Origin of the sequence: Paludisphaera mucosa (genome assembly GCF_029589435.1) — a bacterium.
In the GTDB taxonomy this organism is placed as follows: Bacteria; Planctomycetota; Planctomycetia; order Isosphaerales; family Isosphaeraceae; genus Paludisphaera; species Paludisphaera mucosa.
Map to the genome: position 1 here is coordinate 1,227,597 of NZ_JARRAG010000001.1, position 19,403 is coordinate 1,246,999.

Here is a 19,403-nt window from a genome sequence, read left to right on the forward strand (position 1 = left end):
CCAGCAAGCGCCCCGCCGCCGCGCGTTCCGCGCCCGATGGGGGAGGATCGGTCGATCCGCTCCGCGATCGCCCGCACGGCATGGACGCCGCGATGTGGTCGATGAACGCTCACGAGTTTCGAACGAGGAGAGGCGGCGAAGGGCTCATGCGCAGACGAGGGCGCGAGGTCCTGGCGATCCTGGCCGTGTCCGCGATGGGGACGTTGTTCCTCCCTGCGCCCCGCGCGGCGGCTCGCGGCGGGGAAGAATCCACGCCCCGCTCGGGGCTGTCGATCGAGCTGACCTGGAGCGTCCCCGGTGCCGCCGATCAAGCCCCCGCCCTGGAGCCGCCGCCGCAAGAGGTGGTGCTGGAACTGACCGACGGTCGCGCGACCGAAGCGGTCGCATGGCCGTGGGATGCCGACACGTCGATGCGGGGGCAAGCCGATCCTGCGCCCACGCCCTCCGGCGCCTGGCGGTTGGGCTCGCAGCCCAGCGGGCGCGTCCGGATGCGGATCGAGGCGACCCCAGCCTCCACCCTCCTCGTCCGCCGAGGAGACCAGGTCGTCAAGCTGCCGGTCTCGGCGATCCTCGAAGGGCCGCAGACGGTCCCCCAGCCCTCGGGCCTGAGCTTGACGGTCCAGCGCCTCCCCTGGGACGTCCTGGCGATCGACTTCGGGGCCGGGGCCGAAGAGGGCGTCGCCGCCCCCGGGACTGCCGTCCCGGTCACGATCGGCTACAACATCTTGCAGGCCGATGCCGGGGAAGTCACGGTCCGAACCACGGCCGTCCTCCGTCCCATCGGCAAGCCTGACCCCGTCTGGCAGTTCGAACAGCGGGAGGTCCTGCCCGCCAATCTGCCCGAGCCGCCCGCGCGGCTCTGGTCGGTTCCGGCTCCGGCGAAAGAGGGCAGCTACATCCTGGAAGTGCAGGCGACCTGGGAGTCCGCCGGGGCCCGAGAAGGGTCTCGGATCGGGCGGCTCATCCGCCGTCGCCGCGCCGCCGGGGTCGTCAGCACGGCCTCGCGCCGCGTCGTCCTGGCCGTGCTCGCCTCGCAGACGAAGGCGGTGCCCGCCGTGCTCGCAGCGTCCGGAGCGCCCGGTCGACCGAACGAGGTGGACTCCTTCGAACTCTCGCGTCTGCGGAGCGCACGCTTCGCGGCGTGGGGGCGGTCGCCCGTGGCCTCCGGCGGCTCGGTCTGGGAAGTGCCGGCGGAAGTCCTTGTCGAGTCGTCCCGGCGCGACAGGGAGCGGGAGTGGCTCCGCGGCTTCATCACCAAGCCCGGCGCCGAGCCCGCCAAGCTGGGACCCGTCGACGCCTCGGGGCTGGCCTGGACGGCCGTCGCACTCCGATCTCCCCACCCCGACCGGCCGCATCGGCTGACGGTGACCATCGCCGGGGGCGATCCTTCCGCCCTCGGGGCCCTGGTAGTCGACGCCGGCTCGGCCGATCGCCGGCCCAGGGTGTTACTCGACGCTTGCGGGACCGCGACGGTGGCCGAGAGTCCAACCGGGACCCGTCAACCCCTCGAGTGGATCGTCTGGCCCGGAACGGCCGAACCCATCCTCGTGCTTTTCAACCGCAATCCAACGTTCGACGTGACCGTCGGCGCGATCCGGCTGATCGAATTGGAGCCCACGGCGGCCGTCGCTGCGACCCCGCCGGTCGCCGCTGCTTCGGGCCGCGAGGTGGGCATCCAGCTCGTCGGCTCGGACGCGCTCGAACGGTTCGAAGGGTCGACGGAGCCGGGGATGGAGGACGCCTTCGCGACGGCCGAGAACCTCGCCAGCTACCTCGGCGCCTGCGGCTCCACTTTCGTGATCCTCCCGGAACGCCTCGAGGATCGATCGCGTCGTCGTCGGCTGAACGGTCGATTGGCCGAGGACGCGACCGGGCCCGATCGCCTGGACATGGTCCTTCGGGTGCTCCGGCGCCGTGGCATGTCCGCCTGGCTGGAGCCTGATTTCCGGCGGCACGACGCCTTCCCCGAACTCCCTCCGCCCGACTCGGCCGAGGCGCTTCAGCAGGGACTGGCTCGGATCGGGCCCACCGGGGCGGCCGACGGCGGGGCGTACCAACCCCTGCATCCCCGGGTCCACGCGGCCCTGGAGCGGCGGATCGTCGAGTCTCTCGCCGACCGCAATGGCCGTCCCGGCTTCGCGGGCGTGCTCGTACGTCTCGGCTGCGGCCCGACGCTCCTGGGGACGCCCGATACGGGCATGGACGACGAGACCTTCGCCCGTTTCGTCCGCGAGTCCTTCGGGCCCGATGCGGCCAAGGAGATCCCCGGCCTCGGCACGACCGAGGCGGATCGGTTCGCGGTCCGCTCCCGATATCTCGCCGGTATCGGCCGCATGCCCTGGCTGACCTGGCGCGCCAAGGCCGTCGCCGGCCTGTACGGCGAGCTGGCGGCCGCCGCCCGAAAGGCCGCGCCGGGAGGCGTCCTGGTCCTGGCGACGCCGACGCTCGACGACGGGCCCACCGATGCCGAGGCCCGTCGGGTCGACCTAGCGGGGCTGGCTCCCAGCCAGGCCTGGCGAAGTCTCGGGCTCGATCTCGAGGAGTGGCCCAAGAGGCCTGAGGCACCGCTCCTGCTGCGGGGCGCGAAATCGTCGGACGACGGCCTGGCGCGCGACCTGGCGTCGCACCCCGACCTCGACGCCCAGCTCGTCGGCTTCTCTCGACGCGGCTTCCTGCTTCATACGGCCCAGGACGCCGACCCCGACGGCCGCCGATCGCGGCCGGTCGCCCGGGCGCTCCCCCCCGGCGAGTCGTCCGGGGCCGACGGCTTGCTGGCGCACGCGGTCTCGGCGCTGGACGCCCAACGGATCGTCGTCCCGATCACGGCCGTCGCCGGCCGCGAGGAACGGGTGCGTCGCTTCGCCGAGGTCTACCGCCGGATCCCGATGGTCGCGCGGCCGACGCCGCCGTCGGCGGGCGTCAAGGATTCGGGCGTCGTGGTCCGCACGCTCGCCGACGGCGGCCGGACCGTCCTGGAGATCGTCAACGACACCCCATTCGCGATGCGCCTGGCCGGCGTGGTCAAGGGCGATCCGAACGCGGCCGTGGAGGACCTCGGGCGCAACCTGAAGCTGGCCCCGCAGGCGGCCGACGGGGGCCGGAGGCTGGTCGTCGACCTGGCGCCCTACGGCGTCTCGGTCGTGCGGGTCGGGGCCGCCGACGTCGTGCTCGAAAAGCAGGCGATCTACCCGCCCGAGCCGGTTCTGGCGGCGATGGAGTCCCGTTCTCTGGAGCTTTCGAGCCAGCTCGCCCTGCTGAATCGCGGCCTCGCCCAGCCCATCGTCGAACCGCCCAACGCCGGCTTCGAACAGGAGCCCGTCACGCCGGTCTCGACGACGGCCGGCGATCCCCAGGCGTCGGCTCCGGGGGGCTGGAGGCTCGATCCCGCCGGTCGCGGCGCGACCGTGGCTCTGGACCAGAAGAACCCCCACGCCGGCCAGCGTTGCCTCAAGCTGGAGTCTCTCCAGGGCCCGGCCTCGCTGATCAGCGGCGACTTCGCTCCGGGAGCCGGCGCGACGTTGCTCGTCCAGGCGTTCCTCCGGGCGGACAAGGATCAGGCCCCCGTCCGGGTCTGGATCGAGGGCGAGCAGGAGGGCCGACCGTTCGCCCGTCGTTCCGACGCCGTCGTCGCGACGGAATGGCGGGCTCTCGTCGTACGGGCTTCGGACCTGCCCCCGGGCGGCCTCGACTCCGTCCGGCTCCGATTCGAGTCGACGGTCCCGGGCAGGCTTTGGATCGACGACGTCCGGGTCCGCGGCGAGATCGCGCCCAAGGCCGTACGGCTCAACGCCCAGCGGACCCTCCTGGCGGCGCTCCAGGCTTATCGCGAGCAGCGTTACGCGGAGTTCGCCAGGCTGGCCGATTCGCACTGGACCAGGCATCCGGGCGTCCTGGCCCTGGTCCGGAGCGACCGGACGGCCCCCGCATCCGAGTCGCGTCCGGCGGCCGCCCAGGCCGCCGAGGCTTCTGCCCTACCACCGGACCGCACCCTGCGGTAAGATCGTCGCGCCCGGTGGAAGACCGGGGCCGCCCCGCTTCCTGAGCGGACGCCGGGGCGTGGGCCGAGCCCGCCCGGGCGTCGCCAGCGACGCACGACGCGGGCCGCGATGGGGTAGAAGGAGGAGACGCCGGTGTTCGTAGCCTGTAGCACGCTCTGCTTCGCGAACGAGCCCCTGGAGTCCGCTCTGCGACACATCGCCGAGCTGGAATTCGACAAGTTCGAGCTCGCCGTCGTCGAGAGCGGTCAACACCTGCGGCCGTCCGAGGTCGGCGAGGATCCCGAGGGCGCCATCCTGCGACTCAAGCGGGGGCCGGCCCTCATCCCCTCGACGCTCTACCTCGACTTCGGGCCGGTCGACTGGGCCGACCCCGTCCAGAAGAAGCGGTTCGACAACCACTGCCGGTTCGCCAAGCTCCTGAACGTCGCCGTGCTCACGCTCACGGCGTCGCCGGCGGGGACGACCGTCGAGCAGGAGATGGCGCGGGTGACGAGCCTCTCGGCGACCGCCATGCGCGAAGGCCTTGTGCTCGCCCTGCTCACCCATCGCGACGCCATCACCGGCGACCCCGCCGCGGCGCTTCGGCTCTGCAAGTCGGTGCCGGGCCTCGGCCTGACGCTCGATCCCAGCCATTTCGTCAACGGGCCGGCCAAGGAGTCGGAAGTCGATCTGCTCTACCCGTACGTCCAGAACATCCACCTCCGCGACACGGGCAAGAACGCGAACGAATTCCAGGTCCGCATCGGCCAGGGGCAGATCGAATACGCGCGGATCGTGAACCAACTCCTCCGGGTCGGCTACAATCGGGCGTTGACCGTGGCGATCCTCGACCTCCCCGACAACGCCTTCGACCGCGAGGTCGAGGTCCGCAAGCTGAAGCTGCTGCTCGAAACGCTCCTCTGAGTCGCCCCCACATGCAAGAGCTGACGTCCGAGAACGCGGCCGACTATCTTCGCGACTCTAGGAGGATCGACCCCGCGAAGGCCGTCACGGTGCGAGAGCTGAGCGGCGGCGTTTCCAACGTCGTCCTCCGCGTCGATGCGGCCGGCCGCCACCCGTTCGTCGTCAAGCAATGCCGCGAGCGACTGAGGGTCGCGGTCGAATGGCTAGCACGGTTGGATCGCATCTGGGTCGAGCATGCGACGCTGAAGGTGCTCTCGCAACTCCTCCCGGCCGGCGTCGTCCCCGAGGTCCTGTTCGAGGATCGCGACGAGTTCCTGTTCGCGATGACCTGCGCGGCCGACGATTCGGAGACCTGGAAGGTTCAGCTCATGCGCGGCGACGCCGACCCGCGGGTGGCGGCGCGGCTCGGGACGTATCTCGCGACGATCCACGCCGACGCGCCGGGGCATCCTGCGCGGGCGGCTTTGCTCGCCGACACGAGCCTCTTCGATGAGCTTCGCGTCGATCCCTATTACCGCACCACGGCCCGCGCCCATCCCGAGCTGGCGGCCCGGTTCGACGGGCTCATCGCCGCGATGAACCTTCCTTTTGAGCGACGCGCCTTGGTCCTGGGCGACTTCAGCCCCAAAAACATCCTCGTTCACTCCGGCGGCCTGGTCCTGCTGGATTTCGAGTGCGCGCACCTGGGCGACCCGGCGTTCGACCTGGGTTTCTTCCTCAGCCACCTCGCCCTCAAGCGAATCCACGGCGTCGTCGGCGACGAGGCTTATCGCGGTCTTGTCGACGCCTTCCTCGGGGCCTACTTCGCAGGGCTGGGCGATCGGCTTGGACCGCAGGCGGCGTTGACGTCGCGAGGCGTCGCGCACACCGCGGCTTGCCTTCTCGCCCGGGTCGACGGCAAGAGCCCGGTCGAGTATCTCGACGCGGCCGGCCGCGCGGTCGCTCGCCGTTCGGCCTTGGCCCTGTTCGCCCAGCCCGCCGCCGACTGGGACGCGATGCATCGGATTTTGGACGCCGCCGTCCATTCCCGGGCATGAGCCCATCCTGTTTCTCGAGGTGATCCGCGATGCCGATTCTGCAGGCGTTGAAGGCGCGACAGGTCCTGGATTCGCGAGGCCGACCGACGGTGGAAGTCGACGCCATCGTGGCCGGCGGCGCGATCGGCCGCGCGATCGTCCCCTCGGGCGCGAGCACCGGACGGCACGAGGCTCTCGAACGGCGCGACGGAGATCCCGCACGCTACGCCGGCCTTGGCGTGTTGAAGGCCGTCGCCGGCATCCATTCGACGATCGCCCCGGCCATCCAGGGGATGGACGTCGACGACCAAGGGGCGATCGACGCCGCGCTCATCGCTCTCGACGGCACGTCGAACAAGGGACGGTTGGGGGCGAACGCCCTGCTCGGGGTCTCCATGGCCGTTGCCCACGCTTCGGCGGCCGCGCGGGAAGAAGAATTGTTTATCCATATCAATCGTCTCTGGAGGGCTCGCGCCGAGGGCCTCGGCGAGGACGTCCCGAAGGCGCCGACGCTCCCCCTACCGATGGTCAACATGATCTCGGGCGGCCTGCACGCCGGCCGCAACCTCGACATTCAGGACATCCTTTTCATCCCGATCGGGGCCGAAAGCTACAGCCACGCGCTCGAGACGATCGTCGCGATGTATCGAGCGGTGGGCGCTGAGCTAGCCCGTCTCGGGCTCGAATCGGTGCTCGTCGGCGACGAGGGGGGCTATGGTCCCAAGCTCAAGGACGACGAACAGGCGTTCCAGATCGTCGTCGACGCGATGCTCGCCTGCGGGCTGACGCCAGGGGAGGACGCCGCGATCGCGCTCGACGTGGCGTCGACCCACTTCTTCGACGCGGCCTCGCGCAGCTATCGGCTCACCGGGGTCGAGCGCCCGCTCGATTCGGACGCCATGGTCGAGATGCTGGCGCGGTGGACAGACCGTTATCCGATCGTTTCCATCGAAGACGGCCTGGCCGAGGATGACTGGGAAGGCTGGCAGGCGCTCACGAAAAGGCTCGGGGCGTCCGCCCAGCTCATCGGCGACGACCTCTTCGTGACCCAGACGGCGCGCCTGGCCCGCGGCATCGAGATCGGCGCGGCGAATGCCGTCCTCATCAAGGTGAACCAGGTCGGGACGCTCAGCGAGACGCTGGACGCACTCGCAATGGCCCGTCGATCGGGCTTCCGGCCCGTCGTCTCGGCTCGTTCCGGCGAGACCGAGGATGCGACGATCGCCGACCTGGCCGTCGGCACGGCGGCGGGTCAGATCAAGATCGGATCCGTGGCCCGCTCGGAGCGACTCGCCAAGTACAACCGGCTGCTGCGGATCGAAGAAGCTCTCGGGCCGAACGCGGCCTTCGCAGGCCGGGGCGTGCTCCCCTGAGAAGCCACCCCGGCCGTTGCGCCCTTTTCAGCTCCGCTCATCAGGCGATCACGGGCAGCTGCGAGAAGAACTCGTTCCCCTTGTCGTCGACCAGGATGAACGCGGGGAAGTCTACGACGTCGATCTGGTAGACCGCTTCCATCCCCAACTCGGGGTACTCCAGCAGCTCGACCTTCTTGATGCTGTCGTGGGCGAGCAGGGCGGCGGGGCCGCCGATCGACCCGAGGTAGAAGCCGCCGTGCTTCTTGCAGGCGTCGGTGACGGCCTGCGAGCGGTTCCCCTTGGCGATCATGATCATCGACCCGCCCTGCGACTGGAAAAGGTCGACGTAACTGTCCATCCGGCCGGCCGTGGTCGGCCCGAACGATCCCGAGGGCATTCCCGGCGGCGTCTTGGCCGGACCGGCGTAGTAGACTGGATGCGCCTTGAGGTACTCGGGCATCCCCTCGCCGCGGTCGAGCCGTTCCTTGATCTTGGCGTGTGCGATGTCGCGGGCGACGATCATCCGACCGTTCAGCTTAAGGGGGGTCGACACGGGATAATTCGACAGCTCCGCCAGGACTTCCTTCATCGGCCGGTCCAGGTCGACCCGGACGCCGTGCTCGACGCCGAGGCCCGACCTGTAGCGGGCGGGGATGTATTGCGCGGGGTCTCGTTCCAGGACCTCGAGCCAGACGCCGTCGCGGTCGATGCGGCCCTTGATGTTGCGGTCGGCCGAGCACGAGACGCCCAGGCCGACGGGACATGAGGCCCCGTGGCGGGGGAGGCGGATCACCCGGGCGTCGAGCGCGAAGTACTTCCCGCCGAACTGCGCCCCGATCCCGCTCTTTCGGGCGATCTCCATCACCTTCGCTTCCATCTCCGGGTCGCGGAAGGCCTGGCCGAGCTTGTTCCCCTCGGTCGGCAGGCCGTCGAGGTACTTCGCGCTGGCGAGCTTGACGGTCTTCATCGTGGCCTCGGCCGAGGTCCCGCCGATGACCACGGCGAGGTGATAGGGCGGGCAGGCGGCGGTGCCCAGCGAGCGGAGCTTCTCCTTCAGGAACGTCTCCAGGCTCGCCGGGTTCAGAAGGGCCTTGGTTTCCTGGTAGAGATACGACTTGTTGGCCGATCCACCCCCCTTGGCGACGAACAGGAAGTCATACGTCGAACCGTTCGTGGCGTAGACGTCGATCTGCGCGGGCAGATTCGTGCCCGAGTTGACCTCGTCGAACATCGTCAATGGGACGGTCTGCGAGTAGCGAAGGTTCTCTTTGAGGTAGGTCTCGTAGATCCCACGCGAGAGGGCTTCTTCATCCTTTCCACACCCCGTCCAGACGCGCTGGCCTTTCTTGGCGACGACCGTCGCCGTGCCCGTGTCCTGGCACATGGGGAGCTGGAAGCCGGCGGCCACGGCGGCGTTGCGGAGCAGGGCGATGGCCACGCCTCGGTCGTTCGGCGACGCTTCGGAATCGTCGAGGATGGCCGCGACGGCCTTGAGGTGGGCGGGGCGGTACAGGAACGAGAGGTCGCGGAGGGCTTCCCGGGCGAGCAGCGTCAGGGCTTCGGGCCGGATCTTGAGGATCTCCTCGCCTTCGAAGATCGCGGTCGAGACCAAGTCTTTGCCGAGGCTGCGATACTCGGTCGTGTCGGGGCGGAGCGGGAAAGGCGTTTGGTAGGCGAATTCGGGCATCGTCGGTTCCTCCAGCAGACCCCGATTGCAGCCGCGCGGTGCGAGACTGCCCGCGTCGTGCGATCGAGGCGCTGACGAACCTTAATTTTATGCGTTCCCGCCCGGCCGGGACAGGATCGACCGACGGGCGGTCTCCCGATCCCCGATCTCAGCGCTTCAGATCGAGCGACGACCAGAGGCTGGGATTCTCGCCGAGCGGGAAGTCGCGGCCGATGCCGAGGAACTGATCCTCGCGTTCTCCGTCGGAAATCTGATAGGCGAAACCCAGGCGGGGGCTGGTCTCGGGATCGAAGCCGTGCAGGGCCGCCTCCGGCAAGAACAGCTCGAACCGCCAGCCGTTCTTGAGTAGCTCGGCCCGTTGCCGGAGCAAGGAAGGCGAAGCGAGCGGAGCGTCGGCCGTGGCGCGGGCGATGGGTCGCTGCTCGACTTCGGATCGGAGCGTCTTCTTGTCGCGAGCCAGCGTCAAGCGGGCCTGGAAGCGGTGGCAATGTCGGGTGGCGCGGCTGACGTTGCGAGTGTCGCGGGTGTCGATCCAGAACACCATCGTGGCGAAGCCCTCGGGGCGGTCAGGGACCTTCGCATTCGGGCCGAAGCCGTCGGCGTGGACGGCGATCCCGAGCCCTCGGGTGTTCCAGCCGACCCGCACCGACGCCCAGGACTTCCGGCCGTCGAGGGCCGCGAGATCGGGAATCACGCACGTGTTGGGAAGATCGAGAATCCGCTCGGCGTCACCCTCGCGCGGGATGCTCTCGACTTTCGGCGACGAGGCGGTGACCCGGAACCAGAAGGCCTGGGGCAGCAGGATGGTCGACACGGGAAGGCTCCGATCTCGGTGTCCCGACGGCGGGGTCAGTCGAGGGTCTGATCGACGAACGGCTTTCGCGTGGCGGTCGATGCGGCGATCGCGGAGAAGATCATCCAGACGCCCAGCCCGACGAAGAGGACCGGCGCGCTGAAGCTGAGCATCGCCCACAAACCCAGGAGGATCATCGCGATCCCTGCGCGGCCGGCGTTGCGTCGCTCTGGGTCGTAGTACGCTTGAACCAGCGCCACCGCGCCGCCGACGAACAGGATTCCCGGCCAGATTCGCCGCGCGGCCAGGAGGAAGCCGAGGCCCACGAGCCAGATGCCGATCGTCAGGTGGCGGTTGCGTTGTGAGTCGTAGGCGTTCATGGTCCCCCCGATTTCCGTCTCGACACCGCTCGACGACGAGCCATCCGCGAGGTCTTCGTCCTGCGAGACCGATTATTGGGTCCCGATCTTCGCGAGCAGGTTGACCATCTCGATCGCCGCCATGGCCGCTTCGCCCCCCTTGTTGCCGGCTTTGAGCCCCGCGCGATTCAGGGCCTGCTCGACGGTCTCCGTCGTGAGGACGCCGAAGATCACAGGAACGCCCGTCGCCAGGCCGGCCTGGAGGACGCCGCCGGCGGCTTGGCCGGCGACATGGTCGTAGTGGCCCGTCTCGCCCCGAATCACGCAGCCCAGGCAGACGATGGCGGCGTGTCGGCCGGCCTCGGCCAGCTTGCGGGCGACGAGCGGAACCTCGAAGGAGCCGGGGACCCAGTAGACGTCAAGGCGGTCGTCGGCGACGCCGTGACGGACGAAGACGTCCCGGCTGCCGGCCAACAGCGGCTCCGTCACGAGCGCATTGAAACGGGAGACGACGATCGCGAACCGGCCCGGGGGGGGGGAGAAATCGCCTTCGTAGATCGGCATGGTCGTTCGGGGGGTTGGATGGAGGCGGAGTGGAGACGGAAAAGGTCCGGCCGAGCCTGAAGAGGCTCGGCCGGACCCGTTTCCGAGGGAATGAGCCCGGCCGGAGGCCGCCCGGATCAGGACAGGTTCATGCTGGAGAGGAACTCGGCGTTGCTCTTGAGCTTCTTCATCCGGCCGATGAGGAACTCCATGGCCTCGACGGGGTTCATGTCGTTGAGGACCCGGCGAAGGATCCAGGCCCGCCGCAGCTCGTCGGCCTCCATGAGCAGCTCTTCGCGGCGGGTGCCCGACTTGTTGATGTCGATGGCCGGCCAGACCCGCTTGTCGACCAGGCGTCGGTCGAGATGCAGCTCCATGTTGCCGGTCCCCTTGAACTCCTCGAAGATCACGTCGTCCATCCGGCTGCCGGTGTCGACGAGCGCGGTCGCGAGGATCGTCAAGCTGCCGGCCTCCTCGATCTTGCGGGCGGCCCCGAAAAAGCGTTTGGGCTTCTGCAGGGCCGAGGCGTCAATGCCGCCCGTGAGGATCTTGCCCGAGTGCGGCGCCTCGGTGTTGTAGGCGCGGGCGAGGCGGGTGATCGAGTCGAGCAGGATCACGACGTCCTTGCCGAACTCGACCATCCGCTTGGCCTTCTCGATGACCATCTCGGCGACCTGGATGTGGCGCGAGGCGGGCTCGTCGAAGGTCGAGCTGATCACCTCGGCCGTCGGGCCCTTGACCGACCGCTCCATGTCGGTGACCTCCTCGGGCCGTTCGTCGATCAGGAGGACCATGACGTAGGCTTCGGGGTGGTTGGTCAGGATGCTATTAGCGATCTTCTGCAGCAGGATCGTCTTGCCGGTCCGCGGCGGGGCCACGATCACGCCGCGCTGGCCGAAGCCGATCGGGGTCACCAGGTCGACGACCCGCATATTGATCTCTTCGTTGCTCGTCTCGAGCTTGATCCGGCCCTGCGGGTGCAGCGGCGTCAGGTCGTCGAAGCCGACCTTCTCGCTGAGCTTGTCGGGATCCTCGAAGTTGATCGCCTCGACCCGCAGCAGCGCGAAATAGCGCTCATTCTCCTTGGGCGGGCGGATTTGGCCCGACACGATGGCCCCGGTCTTGAGCCCGAAGCGGCGGATCTGGCTGGGCGAGACGTAGATGTCGTCGGGGCAGGGGAGGTAGTTGTAGTCGGGGCTGCGGAGGAAGCCGAAGCCGTCCGGGAGGACTTCCAGCGTCCCCTCGCCGTACATCAGGCCGTTCTGCTTCACCCGCTCCTTCAGGATCTTGAAGATGAGATCCTGCTTCTTCAGGCCCATGAAGTCGGCGATGCCCTCGGACTTCGCCGTCTTGATGAGCTGGGGCATGGTCATCTTCTGCAGCTCGGTGAGGTGGATCTCGCCGCGCTTGATGTCCTCGTAGCGGTCGTGGATCGCCACGTCGCCGAAGACGTCCTCGTCGTCGACGTCGGGGAACGTCTCGGCGGGCGCCTCGGCGGGGAACGCCGGCGGAGCGGCGGGACGCTCGAACTTCGCAGGCGCCGCGTAGTCGCGGTCGCGCGAATTGAACGAGGGCTCGCGCTCGGGCCGCTCGCGATCGCGGTAGACGGGCGTCGGCTCGGGCTCGCGAGCCTCGCGGATGCGCTCGCGGACGGAGGAGGGGGCTTCCCGGTCCCGGTCGCGATCTCGCGTGAGCGGGATGCCGTCGTGGGCGGGCGGGGAGCCGGCCGACTCGCGCTCGGCTCGGTCGCGTGCGAGACGTTCGCGAATCGTCATCCCGGGTTCGCGCTCAGGCCGTTCGGCCCCGGCCTCGGCGCGGTCGCGGGGGCGGATGAACCGGATGGGCTCGCGGTCGGCGGGGCCTTCCTCGCGGAACGGCTCGCGGCTCGGCCGTTCGCGCTCTCGGTAAGGTTCGGCGGGCTTCGGGGCCTCGGCGGGCGGGGAGTAGCTCGGAGTCGATGCGACGGAGCCGACGTTCTCGTCCTGGGCTGGCGAAGGGGTCGACGCGGTCGTCTTGCGGATGCGGGAGCTACCGGAAGGCTCCCGGCGGGGGCGTGTCTCGTTGGCCATGATGTACCGTTCTCCTGTTCAGACTAGACGAGTGATTCGGCCGTGCCGGGGAAGCGAGGGGATGACACGGGGCGAGGCGACTTCGACCGTCCGCCGGGTGGGCGATCGAAGATGAGCCTCGCGTTGGGAGGGGATCGTCGGAGCTGAGGCGTGATGACGAGGGGCATGACCGAGGAGCAGCCTTTGAAAAGCGTCGAACCGAGATTTGAAAGGACGAGGTGGGGCCGTCGATCCCCGCCGAGAATCGCCGCGAGGGCCGAGCCCGCCGGGTTTTCGTTCATGGGAGCGGGCCCGGAGAAGGCCGTCGGTCGGCCGTCGGCGGGACCGCGGAATCGAGCCAGGCGACAAGCCGGTCGACCTGCGACTCGAGATCCGAAACATCTCCATCATTGATCAACACGCGATCGGCGCGAGCCATCTTGCGATCGACGGGCCACTGAGCCGCCTCGCGACGCTCCAGTTCCTCGGCCGACCAACCTCGCGAGCGACGGACGCGTTCCAGGCGGATGGCCTGCGAGGCGTCGATGTAGACGACGAGGTCGCACGCCCGGTCCCAGCCCGACTCCAGCAGGACTGCGGCGTCGAGGATGACGAATCGGGCGTCGTCGCGACGCTCGGCGTCGGCCGTGAGCCTTTCGAACTCGTCGACCATCAGGGGGTGGACGATCGACTCCAGGTCGCGTCGAGCGGCCTCGTCGGCGAACACGATGCGGCCCAGGGCCCGACGGTCGACACCGCCGTCCACGTCGAGAATGCCGTCCCCGAAGCGTTCCGCAAGGCGCCTGACGACCTCGGGACGCCGAAGGGTCGCGTGCCCCACGGAGTCGGCGTCGATCACGAAGGCCCCGCGGGCCGCCAGGGCCGCCGCCGCGGCGCTCTTGCCGCCGCCGACGCCCCCGATCAGGCCGACGACGGGGATCGCGCCGTGCTTCCATCGCTTCGCTCGCGCGATCGGCTCGCCGATAGTCGTGGACGACTCGGGCATGACGGATTTGCTGCTCACGTCGGGGGAAAGGGAATGAGGGCGTGGTCACGGCCCTCGACGGCGGGGGCGTTCGCCAAGGCGTGTGAAAGGTCATCCTATGTCTGAACGCCGGGACGATCAGGTTCGACCGGCGTCGGGTCGGACGATCCGACTCATCCCGGGCTCGCGATCGACGCGTGCGGCTCCGGAAGAGCGGGCGGGCGATGGAAGATCTCGTGGCCGTCATCTCGCTCGCGGGCGTGTCACGGGGGCGCGGGCCGCGGGAGGGAGATGATGGGGGTGATGGGAAAGCACCGGTTGCCGGCAGCTGGCCTTACACGATTTATCCACTAACTTATACGCCTTCCACCGCCACGCTGCAATGGCGATTCGCTGAAATCCAGCCCTGCGTCCGCCGGCGGGTCGTCGGCGCGGCGCGTCCGGCGCAGTCTCAAAAATCGGGAGTCTCGACGTCCAGCCAGTTCGCCCCCACCGCCAGGTCGACGCGCAGCGGGACCGAGAGCGCCAGGGCGCCGGTCATCTCATCGCGGACCAGCGCGGCCAGGGCGGGCAGCTCGTCGACGGGGCTCTCGAACAGCAATTCGTCGTGGATCTGGAGGATCATGCGAGCCTTGAGCTTCGCCTCGCGGAGCCGGCGGTCGACGAGGATCATGGCCCGCTTGATGAGGTCGGCCGCCGACCCCTGGATGACGGTGTTCACCGCCAACCGTTCCGCGAGGTTGCGGTTCCGGCCGGTCGTCGCCTTGATCCCCGCGATCGGCCGCCGCCGCCCCAGGATGGTCTCGACCCTCCCCGCCGTCTGGGCCGATTCGAGCGTCCGTGTGATGAACTGGTCGACCCCCTGGTACTCCTGGAAGTAGGCGTCGATGTACCGCGCGGCTTCGGCCTGCTTGATCCCCAAGCGACCGGCGAGCCCGAAGGGGCTTAACCCGTAAATGACGCCGAAATTCACCGTCTTGGCGACCCGACGCATCGTGTCGTCGACCTGGTCTTCGGACACGCCGTAGATCTTGGCCGCGACCGAACGGTGGATGTCGTGGTCGGCCGCGAAAGCCCTCTGAAGCGTCGGGTCGCCCGAGAAGTGGGCGAGGACCCGAAGCTCGATCTGGGAGTAGTCCGCCGTCAGGAGCTTCTTGTCCGGGCCTTCTGCGACGAAGGCCTGGCGGATCTGCCGCCCCTCTTCCGTCCGGACCGGGATGTTCTGGAGATTGGGATCGCTCGAACTGAGCCTCCCGGTCGCGGCGACCCCCTGATTGAACGAGGCGTGGATCCGGCCGTCTTCGGGGTGCACGAGCAAGGGGAGGGCGTCGAGATAGGTCCCCTTGAGCTTCGTGAGCTGTCGATGCTGGACGAGCAGGGCGGGGAGCGGATGCTTGCTCGCGAGTTCCTCCAGCACCTCGGTCGCCGTGCTCAGCTCGCCGCCGGGGGTTTTCTGAAGCTTGGGGAGCTTGAGTTCTTCGAAGAGGATCTGGCGAAGTTGGGGCACCGAGTTGATGTTGAAGGGACGGCCCGCGAGGTGATGGATCTCTTCTTCCATCCTGGCGAGCCGGACGGCGAACTCTCCCGAGAGCTGCTCCAGCCGGGGCACGTCGACCTTCACCCCGATTTCCTCCATCGCGGCCAGGATCGAGATCAGGGGACGCTCCAGGTCCGAATACAGCTCCCAGAGGCCCTCCTCGCGGACCCGGGGGGCGAGGATCTCGTAGATGCGCCAGGTCGCGTCGGCGTCCTCGCCGGCGTACTCGGCGATCCGCGGGACGTCGATCTGGTCCATGCGGAGCTGGTTCTTGCCTTTGCCGATCAGCGCCGAAATCGGAATCATCGTGTGGCCGAGCAGCCGGTCCGAAAGCTGGTCCAGGCTGTGATTGCGTTCGCCGCTCTCCAGTAGATAGCTGAGGATCATCGTATCGGTGATCGGCCCCTCGATCGCGACCCCGGCCCGGTTGAAGGCGAGCATGTCGTACTTGAGGTTCTGGCCGATCTTCTCGACCTTCGGGTCGGCTAGGATCGGCCTCAGGCCGTCGAGCACGAGTTGCGGGTCGAGGATGCGGAAGCCGATCGGGGCCCTCAGCGGGATGTAATAACCCTCCCCGGACTTCCAGGAGACGGCGATCCCGACCAGGCTCGAAAGGAGCGGATTGAGCGAGGTCGTCTCGGTGTCGATGCAGAACCGCTCCTGTTTCCGCAACTCTTCCAAGAAATCTCGGAACGCTTCGGGGGTGTCCACCGTCGAATACTGTGCGACCCATTCGGCCCGGGGCGTCTCGGGAGTTTCGGGCCCCGTGGACTCGCTCAGCTCGGCGATGAAGCGGTGAAAGCCCGAGTCGATGCAAATCGTACGCAGGGCGGCGACGTTCGGCGGCGACGCCTTCAACGCCTCCCAGTCCAGTTCCAGCTCCAGGTCGTCGCGAAGCGCGACGAGGGTCCGGGCCCGGCGTGCCAGATCGGCGTGCTCGCGGATGGCCTGCTGCTTCTTGGGGCCTTTCACCTGGTCGGGATTGGCCAGCAGGGTGTCGAGGTCGCCGAACTGTTTCAGGTACCCCGACGCCAGCACGGGCCCGATCCCGGGAATCCCGGGGACGTTGTCCACCGTGTCGCCGGTCAGCGACAAGAAATCGACCACCTGCGAGGGGCGGATCCCCCAATCCTTCTCGAGGGCCTCCTCATCCATGATGGTGTTCTTGCGAAGGTTGAGGATCTTGACGTGATCGCTGATGAGCTGGCGGGCGTCCTTGTCGGAGGTGCAGATGAAGACGTCGAGCCCCCGCTCCTCGCCGCGGCGGGCGAGAGTGGCGATGACGTCGTCGGCCTCCATTCCCGGCATGACCAGGACCGGGACGTTGAACCCCTCGAAGATGCTGCGGATGACGGCGATCTGGGGGACCAGGTTGTCGGGCATCGCGGCGCGATTCGCCTTGTAATCGGCGAAGATGTCCGACCGAAAGACGGGGCCCGCGCCGTCGAAGGCGGCGGCGAGGTAGTCGGGCTTGCGGTCGCGGGCGAGGTTGAGCAGGTCGCGAAAGATCCCGAACGAAGCGTTGGTCGGCCCTCCCGACGGGCTGGTCATCTCGGGGATCGCGTGGAAGACCTGGAAAATCAGGGAGTACGCGTCCAGAATGTAGAACGTCGGGCGGTTCGCCATCGTAGTCTTCCCAGGGGTGGTCGGGATGCGTCCCGGGCGTCCGCGCCGCCGATCCCGTCCGTCATGTTTCGGCCCGTCGCGCGGGATTCTGGAGTGGTCCGCCTTCTCCCCGCCCGGACCTCGCCGTCGATTCACCCGGAAATATCGTTCCGGCTGGGTCGCCCGCGCAAGATTTCCCGACGCAAGTTTCGTGTTCTCCCATCCCATGTGACATAGTATCTGCAACCGGCCGACCGCATGCGCTGTCGCCTTCGCTCCGCTCCGAGGGAGTTTTGATTCATGGCCGCCTCCAACGAATCCCAAGGTCTCAAGATCGCCGTCGCGGTCTTCGTGACGCTCACGGTGATCCTGGCCGTGACGTCCTATTTCCTCTACTCGTCCTACGCGCGGTCCGAAGGCCTGCTCCAGTCGGAGACGGACAAGGCCGGCAAGGCCAAGCGCGAGGCCGACGAGGCTCTCACCCAGTATGACGATTTCCGCAAGACGATCGGCGCCCGCGCCACGGAATTCGACCCCGCCAAGACCGAGATCGCGACCCACCTGAAGAAGGTCGAAGACCGCCTGATGGGCATCGCCAACATCGTCAACGCCTCGGTCGCCAAGGCCCAGGCCGCCGGCGCCCAGGGCCCCGAGCTGGAAGACGCCAAGCAGAAGGTCCAACTCGCGATCGATTCCTACCGGAAAGAGCCCAACAAGAACTACATCTCGGCCCTCGACCGCCTGATCGAGCTGCTCGAGAATCTCTCCCTCGTCGATTCCGAGCTGGCCGCCAACGAGGCCTCGCTCCGGAACAACCTCGAATCGGCGACGAGCGTGGCCGCGCAGCAGATCGACGTCCAGACCAAGTCGGCCCAGAGCACCAGGGCGGACCTGGAGGCCGAACACGCCAAGCACGACCAAGATCGACAGATCCTCCTCAGCAAGGTCGATCAGCTCACCACGGACCTTGACCAGGCCCGGACCGACAACGCCAACCTGACGACGCAGATCCGCCAGCTGAAGGAGGAGGACGGCCGCAAGATCGAACAGCTCACGTCCATCCTTAGAGAGCAGCGCGACCAGCTCGATCGCAAGGAAAACGTCCTCGACCACCCGGACGGACACATTACGTTCGTCGACTTCGATCGCAACGAGGTCCACGTCGACCTCACCCGCCGCCAGGGCGCGCGGCCGCAGATGAACATGACGATCTTCGACGCCAACTCTCCGGGCATCCCCACCGAGAAGCCCAAGGGGAACATCTCGCTGACCCAGGTCGGCGACCAGTTCAGCATCGGCAAGATCACGCGGACCGCGAGCCCCATCGAGCCTCTGCGGGTCGGCGACATCGTCTATTCGCCCACCTGGTCGCCCAACGAGCCGATGAAGTTCGCCCTCATCGGCCCGATCGACGTAAACCGGGACGGTCGCGACGACCGCGACGACCTCAAGCGGATGATCGAGGCCGCCGGCGGCAGCATCGAGTACGACCTGCCCCCGCCCAACGCCGGCAAGGAGAGCGGCAAGCTCTCCGCCCGCATCCAGTGGTACATCACGGACGACCAGAAGGAACGCCCCGCGCTCCGCGAGAACTACGTCGCCAAGTCGGATACCTCGATCGCCCAGCAGGCCGTGTTCGAGCAGCGGTTCGGCGAGATGGTCAAGGAAGCGCGTCAGAACGGCATCCGGCCGATCACTCTCGGTCGCCTGCTGGCCTACCTCGGCTATGACATGAACGTCCCGGTCGTGGGTCGCAGCGAGGCCGTGAACCAGCGCGCCCTCAACCGGCTCACCGAACCCAAGTCGCGGAACGACGCCCAGAAGGCCGCGCCGCCGGCGACCACCACGCCGCCCGCGGAAGCGACGCCTGACAAGCCCTGATCCAGCGTCTCGACCTGTATCTCAAAAGGCCCCTCGCGAACCCTCGGTCGCGAGGGGCCTTCTCGTTTCAACCGGCCGCGGAGTCTTCGTCGTCGACGAGCAGGCGGCTGACTTCCGCCACGTCGCGGCTGTCCATGGCCATCAGTCGCGTCGAGAGGCCGTCCAGGGCCCCCAAGAAACGCCTCAGCGTCTCCACTCGCTCCCGTAGCTCGCCGAGCCGCGGTTCGAATTCCGAGGCCCTCGCAAGGTCGTCGAGGACCTGGAGTGTCGGATCCAATTCCCTCCGCTTCCTCTCGGTCATGATCCGCTGGAAAAGGGTCCACACGTCGGTCTCGGCGCGATAGAGTTCTCTGCGCTCGCCCGATCGATGCACCTTGCGGACGACGCCCCACCCCAGCAGCTCCCGCAGATTCATGCTCACATTGCCTCGGGACACGTCGAGCCGCGCCCGGAGGTCCTCGGCGGTCCAGTCGCCGCCGGTGATGTAGAGCAGGGCGAACAACTCCCCCATGGTGGAGTTGATCCCCCACGCCCGGGCCATCATGCCCCAGTGCTCGACGAAGCGTCGGATCAGGACGTCCGCACCCGATTCCGGCCCCCCCGGCGGACCGTCGGCCGAGCGTTCCAGGGTCGGCGAATCCATGTAACCTCCCCCGAGATACGAGCGTCGCCGCGCGGCCCGCCACCGCATCT

Annotated in this window: 13 protein-coding genes; 5 read left to right on the top strand and 8 right to left on the bottom strand. The window is 68.3% G+C overall.

Translation table 11 applies throughout. The annotated features are described in order from the left end of the window. The first annotated feature begins 146 nt into the window (after window positions 1-146). The 4 genes from PZE19_RS04950 (at window position 147) to eno (ending at window position 7,290) form a co-directional block, all read left to right on the top strand. Window positions 147-3,998 (top strand): hypothetical protein, encoded by a 3,852-nt coding sequence (locus tag PZE19_RS04950; protein WP_277859464.1) that lies wholly within the window; start codon window positions 147-149, stop codon window positions 3,996-3,998. Between the two features lie 132 nt (window positions 3,999-4,130). Beyond that, window positions 4,131-4,901, top strand: coding sequence for a sugar phosphate isomerase/epimerase family protein (locus tag PZE19_RS04955; protein ID WP_277859465.1), 771 nt, complete (start codon window positions 4,131-4,133; stop codon window positions 4,899-4,901). A gap of 11 nt (window positions 4,902-4,912) precedes the next feature. Then, window positions 4,913-5,938, top strand: coding sequence for a phosphotransferase family protein (locus PZE19_RS04960; RefSeq protein ID WP_277859466.1), 1,026 nt, complete (start codon window positions 4,913-4,915; stop codon window positions 5,936-5,938). Window positions 5,939-5,967: 29 nt separating this feature from the next. Further along, on the top strand, window positions 5,968-7,290 hold the full coding sequence (eno, locus tag PZE19_RS04965) for a phosphopyruvate hydratase (RefSeq protein ID WP_277859467.1): 1,323 nt from the start codon (window positions 5,968-5,970) through the stop codon (window positions 7,288-7,290). 40 nt (window positions 7,291-7,330) lie between these two features. Here eno and PZE19_RS04970 read toward each other — a convergent pair whose 3' ends face one another. The 7 genes from PZE19_RS04970 to polA all read right to left on the bottom strand — a co-directional run bounded on the left by PZE19_RS04970 (window position 7,331) and on the right by polA (window position 16,850). Further along, on the bottom strand, window positions 7,331-8,959 hold the full coding sequence (locus PZE19_RS04970; protein WP_277859468.1) for a fumarate hydratase: 1,629 nt from the start codon (window positions 8,957-8,959) through the stop codon (window positions 7,331-7,333). 148 nt (window positions 8,960-9,107) lie between these two features. Beyond that, window positions 9,108-9,773 (bottom strand): DOMON domain-containing protein, encoded by a 666-nt coding sequence (locus tag PZE19_RS04975; RefSeq protein WP_277859469.1) that lies wholly within the window; start codon window positions 9,771-9,773, stop codon window positions 9,108-9,110. Between the two features lie 35 nt (window positions 9,774-9,808). Then, a complete protein-coding gene (locus PZE19_RS04980; RefSeq protein WP_277859470.1) occupies window positions 9,809-10,132 on the bottom strand; it encodes a hypothetical protein in 324 nt (107 codons plus the stop codon). 72 nt (window positions 10,133-10,204) lie between these two features. Beyond that, window positions 10,205-10,675, bottom strand: coding sequence for a 6,7-dimethyl-8-ribityllumazine synthase (ribH, locus tag PZE19_RS04985; RefSeq protein ID WP_277859471.1), 471 nt, complete (start codon window positions 10,673-10,675; stop codon window positions 10,205-10,207). A 116-nt stretch (window positions 10,676-10,791) separates the two neighbouring features. Beyond that, on the bottom strand, window positions 10,792-12,723 hold the full coding sequence (gene rho / locus PZE19_RS04990; RefSeq protein WP_438269963.1) for a transcription termination factor Rho: 1,932 nt from the start codon (window positions 12,721-12,723) through the stop codon (window positions 10,792-10,794). 277 nt (window positions 12,724-13,000) lie between these two features. After that, entirely contained in the window at window positions 13,001-13,708 is a 708-nt protein-coding gene (coaE, locus tag PZE19_RS04995) for a dephospho-CoA kinase (protein ID WP_277859472.1), read from the bottom strand. 430 nt (window positions 13,709-14,138) lie between these two features. After that, window positions 14,139-16,850, bottom strand: a complete 2,712-nt coding sequence (gene polA, locus PZE19_RS05000) for a DNA polymerase I (RefSeq protein ID WP_277859473.1) — start codon at window positions 16,848-16,850, stop codon at window positions 14,139-14,141. Between the two features lie 279 nt (window positions 16,851-17,129). On the opposite strand from polA, the gene PZE19_RS05005 reads away from it, so the two are divergent. Beyond that, complete coding sequence (locus tag PZE19_RS05005) at window positions 17,130-18,710, top strand: hypothetical protein (RefSeq protein WP_277859474.1); 1,581 nt, start codon at window positions 17,130-17,132, stop codon at window positions 18,708-18,710. A 67-nt stretch (window positions 18,711-18,777) separates the two neighbouring features. On the opposite strand, the gene PZE19_RS05010 is transcribed toward PZE19_RS05005, so the two are convergent. Further along, window positions 18,778-19,353 (bottom strand): GbsR/MarR family transcriptional regulator, encoded by a 576-nt coding sequence (locus tag PZE19_RS05010; protein WP_277859475.1) that lies wholly within the window; start codon window positions 19,351-19,353, stop codon window positions 18,778-18,780. Window positions 19,354-19,403 lie beyond the last annotated feature (50 nt).

Excerpts from the sequence above, each read along its gene's own strand:
- PZE19_RS04950 (WP_277859464.1), top strand. The coding sequence starts at position 147 with ATGCGCAGACGAGGGCGCGAGGTCCTGGCGATCCTGGCCGTGTCCGCG.
- PZE19_RS04960 (WP_277859466.1), top strand. The coding sequence starts at position 4,913 with ATGCAAGAGCTGACGTCCGAGAACGCGGCCGACTATCTTCGCGACTCT.
- eno (WP_277859467.1), top strand. The coding sequence starts at position 5,968 with ATGCCGATTCTGCAGGCGTTGAAGGCGCGACAGGTCCTGGATTCGCGA.
- PZE19_RS04970 (WP_277859468.1), bottom strand. The coding sequence starts at position 8,959 with ATGCCCGAATTCGCCTACCAAACGCCTTTCCCGCTCCGCCCCGACACG.
- PZE19_RS04980 (WP_277859470.1), bottom strand. The coding sequence starts at position 10,132 with ATGAACGCCTACGACTCACAACGCAACCGCCACCTGACGATCGGCATC.
- ribH (WP_277859471.1), bottom strand. The coding sequence starts at position 10,675 with ATGCCGATCTACGAAGGCGATTTCTCCCCCCCCCCGGGCCGGTTCGCG.
- rho (WP_438269963.1), bottom strand. The coding sequence starts at position 12,723 with ATGGCCAACGAGACACGCCCCCGCCGGGAGCCTTCCGGTAGCTCCCGC.
- coaE (WP_277859472.1), bottom strand. The coding sequence starts at position 13,708 with ATGCCCGAGTCGTCCACGACTATCGGCGAGCCGATCGCGCGAGCGAAG.
- polA (WP_277859473.1), bottom strand. The coding sequence starts at position 16,850 with ATGGCGAACCGCCCGACGTTCTACATTCTGGACGCGTACTCCCTGATT.
- PZE19_RS05005 (WP_277859474.1), top strand. The coding sequence starts at position 17,130 with ATGGCCGCCTCCAACGAATCCCAAGGTCTCAAGATCGCCGTCGCGGTC.
- PZE19_RS05010 (WP_277859475.1), bottom strand. The coding sequence starts at position 19,353 with ATGGATTCGCCGACCCTGGAACGCTCGGCCGACGGTCCGCCGGGGGGG.